The 3,711-nt window shown below is 65.3% G+C and carries 4 protein-coding genes; 2 read left to right on the top strand and 2 right to left on the bottom strand.

Translation table 11 applies throughout. The annotated features are described in order from the left end of the window. Nucleotides 1-1,306: hypothetical protein (locus ACN0Q0_RS17430; protein WP_417244465.1), on the top strand; the 1,306-nt coding region annotated here is incomplete at its 5' end. 215 nt (nt 1,307-1,521) lie between these two features. Next, nucleotides 1,522-1,647 carry a hypothetical protein gene (locus ACN0Q0_RS17425; RefSeq protein ID WP_417244464.1) on the top strand — a complete coding sequence of 42 codons (126 nt, stop codon included), beginning with the start codon at nt 1,522-1,524 and terminating at the stop codon, nt 1,645-1,647. 69 nt (nt 1,648-1,716) lie between these two features. On the opposite strand, the gene ACN0Q0_RS17420 is transcribed toward ACN0Q0_RS17425, so the two are convergent. Both ACN0Q0_RS17420 and ACN0Q0_RS17415 read right to left on the bottom strand, forming a co-directional pair. After that, the gene (locus tag ACN0Q0_RS17420) at nt 1,717-2,550 is read right to left on the bottom strand and encodes a hypothetical protein (protein WP_417244463.1); all 834 of its coding nucleotides are present in this window, start codon (nt 2,548-2,550) and stop codon (nt 1,717-1,719) included. Between the two features lie 214 nt (nt 2,551-2,764). Continuing rightward, a partial coding sequence (locus tag ACN0Q0_RS17415) for a hypothetical protein (protein ID WP_417244462.1) occupies nt 2,765-3,711 on the bottom strand: 947 nt, incomplete at its 5' end.

Here is a 3,711-nt window from a genome sequence, read left to right as displayed (position 1 = left end):
CAACCAGCAGGCGGTCAATTCAGAGATCCGGCGGCTGCAGTTGCAATACCCCGATTGGGTCGTGCCGGACGATCTTGGCAAGATCGAACGCAGCGTGCCCGGCGAGATGATCGACCGCATCTATCGCCAGGTCGACGCCGGGCAGTTCGAAGCCGCGCGCGGCACGATCGCCGAGATCAGCCGCGAATATCCCAATTGGTCGCCCTCCGCGGACCTGCTAGAGACCCTCGCGCTCTCCGAGGCACAGGCCAGCTTTGACGAAGCCGTGTCGGGGAACAATGCGGACGTCGCGATCCGCGTTGCCCGCGCCAATCCCGCCCTCCTGCGCTGCGAGCGGGTCAACAACGCTTGGCTGCTGGCTGAGCAATACCAGTCGATTGGCGACGTGACCGCCGCGCTCGGGGTGTATACTGGGATCGCGCGCAGTTGCACCGACCCCGACGCCTTGGTGGCCACACTCGAGAAATCGGCGGATGTCGCCACACTCGACCAGCTTGCACGACTTGCCGATCTTGCGCGCAGCCAGTCTCCGGCCTCGGCGGACCGGCTGACCTCGGTTGAAGACCGGCTTCGTGCCGGAATGCTGGCGCAGGGACAGATCGCGCCCGCGACGGCTCCCCTTGATCCCCTGAGCACCTTGGAAATCAGCCCTGCGACAGGTTCCTCACCTGCAGTCAGCCTGCGCCCCGTCGGCCGGCCTCAGCGTGCGGCCAGCCAACAAAGACCGGCAAGCAGCGCCCAGACCACCACGGCTCCCGCGTCGCTCTCGGGCGCTCGAAGCGCCGCGCAACGCGGCGACTGGGCAAGCTGCCTCGCCGAGGCCGCCAGCGCGCGTGACGCGGAGACCGTCGCGCAGCGCGGATGGTGCGCCCTCAATGCGGACCGTCCCATGCAGGCGCTCTCGGATTTCAAGGCTGCGGCCAGCAGTGCGCGGAGCCCCCAGACCCGCCGCGACGCCAGCTATGGTCAAGCGCTCGTCATGCTGCGGCTCAACATGGTGGATGAGGCCGCTGCCGTCGCCGCCGGCACGCATTTCACCGCCGAGCAGCGGCTCGAGATCGAAAGCCAGATCCTCGATAAGCGCGGGGTCGCCGCCTACAACCGCCGGGACTTCAGGCGAGCCATCGCCTATTTTGACGAGCTCGAGCGCGTCACGGGCGTGGTGCGCCGCGATCTCGCGCTCCTGCGGGGCTATGCTTACCTGAACTCCGGGCAGAAAGCGCAGGCGCGGATCGAATTCCAGAGGCTGCACGACCAGATGGCCACGCCCGCCTCGCGCCGTGCGCTATCCGATGCCCTGCGCTGATCCATAGGCCGAGACGTTACTCCTGAGTTTGGCCGACCTATCCGATCGGATAGGCCGTGGCACGCCGTTCGGACTATCCCTGCCCCCCAAAGCGCCAAGACCTAACCTGCCGTGGGACTGCCGTTCCTCCGCGACCGCGGCTATCTAGTTAACGCAAGATTAAAGGCTGTAAGTTTGCAGTTTGAGTTGAGAATTGGTTGAGAGGGACGCGTGACATGAGCAAATTTGAAATCGAACACGAGTCCCAGAAGAAAACCCGCCGCTGGCTCCGCGCCCAGGCATTCGAGCTGATCATCGGCGCCGTGATCCTGCTGTGTGTCGTCAACTACGTCGCCTCCTAGGCATTGACGCTCGCAAGAGCGGCGCCGTGTCCTGTCGCCCGCTCCGAGGCATGGCCAGGCGCCGCCCGGTCAGGGAAAGCTGTAGGACACACCGAAGCTGATCACTTCATCCTCGAAGAAGTTCACCGTCGACCAGGTCCGACTATAGGCCGCCGTCAGGACCAGCCTGCCATCGATGGCGAGCAAGCCCGTCACACCGAGGCTGTCATCGCGCCGATCCTCGCCCAGGAATAGCGTCTTCGGCGAGCGCGAGAGCGACAGGCCAAGCCCGACCACTTGACCGGCGGCCGGCCACCGGATTTCGCCTGCCGCGGTCAGCAGCGCTCCGGTCTCGTCCCCGGTCGGCGCGCCATACTCGAAGGAAAGCCGGGTCGCCGAGCTGGCCCAGACCGACTCGAGCCCGACCTCCGCGAGGCTGCGCAGCCGATCTTCGTCGCTCCGCCGGGACAGCGACAGCCCGACCTCATGGCGGCTCGCGCTGCGCTCGAAGAGTGTGCTGACGCTGACGGTTGCCTCATCCCGTGTGACATCCTGCAGGTCGCGGTGATCCTCGTAATGGTTCAGGCACAGATCGACGAAATGCCAGTCGGTCAGATGGTTGCGCGAGCAAAGAGCGAGGCTCGCGCGGGTCCTGCCCAGGTCGGGGCCCGGCGCGTAAAGACCGCCGAGTTGCGCCTGTAGCTGCAGATACCGCCCGCTGTCCCAGCCGTAACGCAGGAGCCCGTCGTAGGTGGCGCCGACCGCCAGCCCACCCCGCGCCACCAGTTCGTCCCGCAAATCAAAGGTCAGCCCGCGGAATTCCAAACGCTCCTGAGGTGAGCCGCCATTCATGTTTGGCACGTAACTGAGCTGCGGATAAAACGCCTGGTCGGCGGCGAGCCGTTGCCAGCCGGTCTCATCCATATAGAAGCCCTGCCGTCGCAGCAGCTGTTTGAGATCGAGCGCAGTCCCGAGGGCGGGTCCACCCGCTGCGAGCCCCCGCGCCAAGGCATAGGTCCGCAGCCTCTCGGAGGTCACCAACTGCGTCAGATCGCGGAGCGAGGGGTTCGTCGTTTGTGCCCCAGCTGCCTGCGGTCCAAGAGTGAGAACGCCCAGAAGTAGCGCCGCGAACCGGCGCTTAATCCTCATAGTTGAGCTGACTGCCCCAGAAGACGCCGTCCGCCTGGAAGCGATCGCTGTTGCCCCCAACGGTGAACAGGCCCGAGGTCGTCATATTCTCAACGAGCCGAGAAAGCCCTTCTTCATCGCCGTTGAGATTGCCTCGGAGCTGCCCCGTCGACGAGAGGAGCTCGCCGGTGTCGGCAGAGCGCGTGGTCATCTCGACGGTCCCGCCAAAGGCACCGGTCAGCACGTTCAGCGAGAGGTCCGAAGCCTGGATGGCCGTCTCGATCTGCGACCCGGCGCCGGGGTCATAGGGGGTGCGCAGGTCGATCCTCACCGTCTCGCTATCAAAGTCGACAATCATATTCTCGAGATCACCGATACCGCGCTGCAGGCTGCCGCCGTCGACGCTGGCGTAGACCTCGGCACCGCCGCGGAAGTAATATTGCCCTGACGCAATCAGGTTGCCATCGCCGTCGACGTTGTTGAAGGGGGCCTGATCCGCGGTCAGACGCAGGATGCGTTTGACCCTCTCCTCTGCTCCCGAGCCCGAAATCTCCGCGATCACCTCGATCGTCATGGTCTCCAGATAACGCGCCTCTGTCTGGGCGATCAGATTGCGATAGCCGCTTGGGTCGGCCGGATCCGCATCGTCGAACTTGGCAAGGATCGCGGCATCGCCGGGCCTGTCCCCGGCTTGCAGGCGCACGCGGCTGTATCCGTTGTGATCGGTCGAATAGGTCTCGAAAGCCGGGGTGTCGATCTCTGTCCCGGTTTCCGGCGCGTTGCCCCCGGGAGCGCTTCCGCTCCCGCCGCCCGAGCCGCCCCCGCCACAGCTGGCGAGCGTCAGAACGAGGCTGCCTGCCGCGCAAAGCTTACGGAGTGGCACAGGAGTCACGGCGACCCCACACACGGAAAATAAAGACACGTCCTGGTTCCTGATCCTTGACCCCACAGGTACAG

It is taken from the genome of Celeribacter sp. (assembly GCF_048259695.1).
GTDB lineage: Bacteria > Pseudomonadota > Alphaproteobacteria > Rhodobacterales > Rhodobacteraceae > Celeribacter.
Note: the sequence above shows the minus strand (reverse complement) of the source record. Positions and strands in the feature narration are given on the sequence as shown.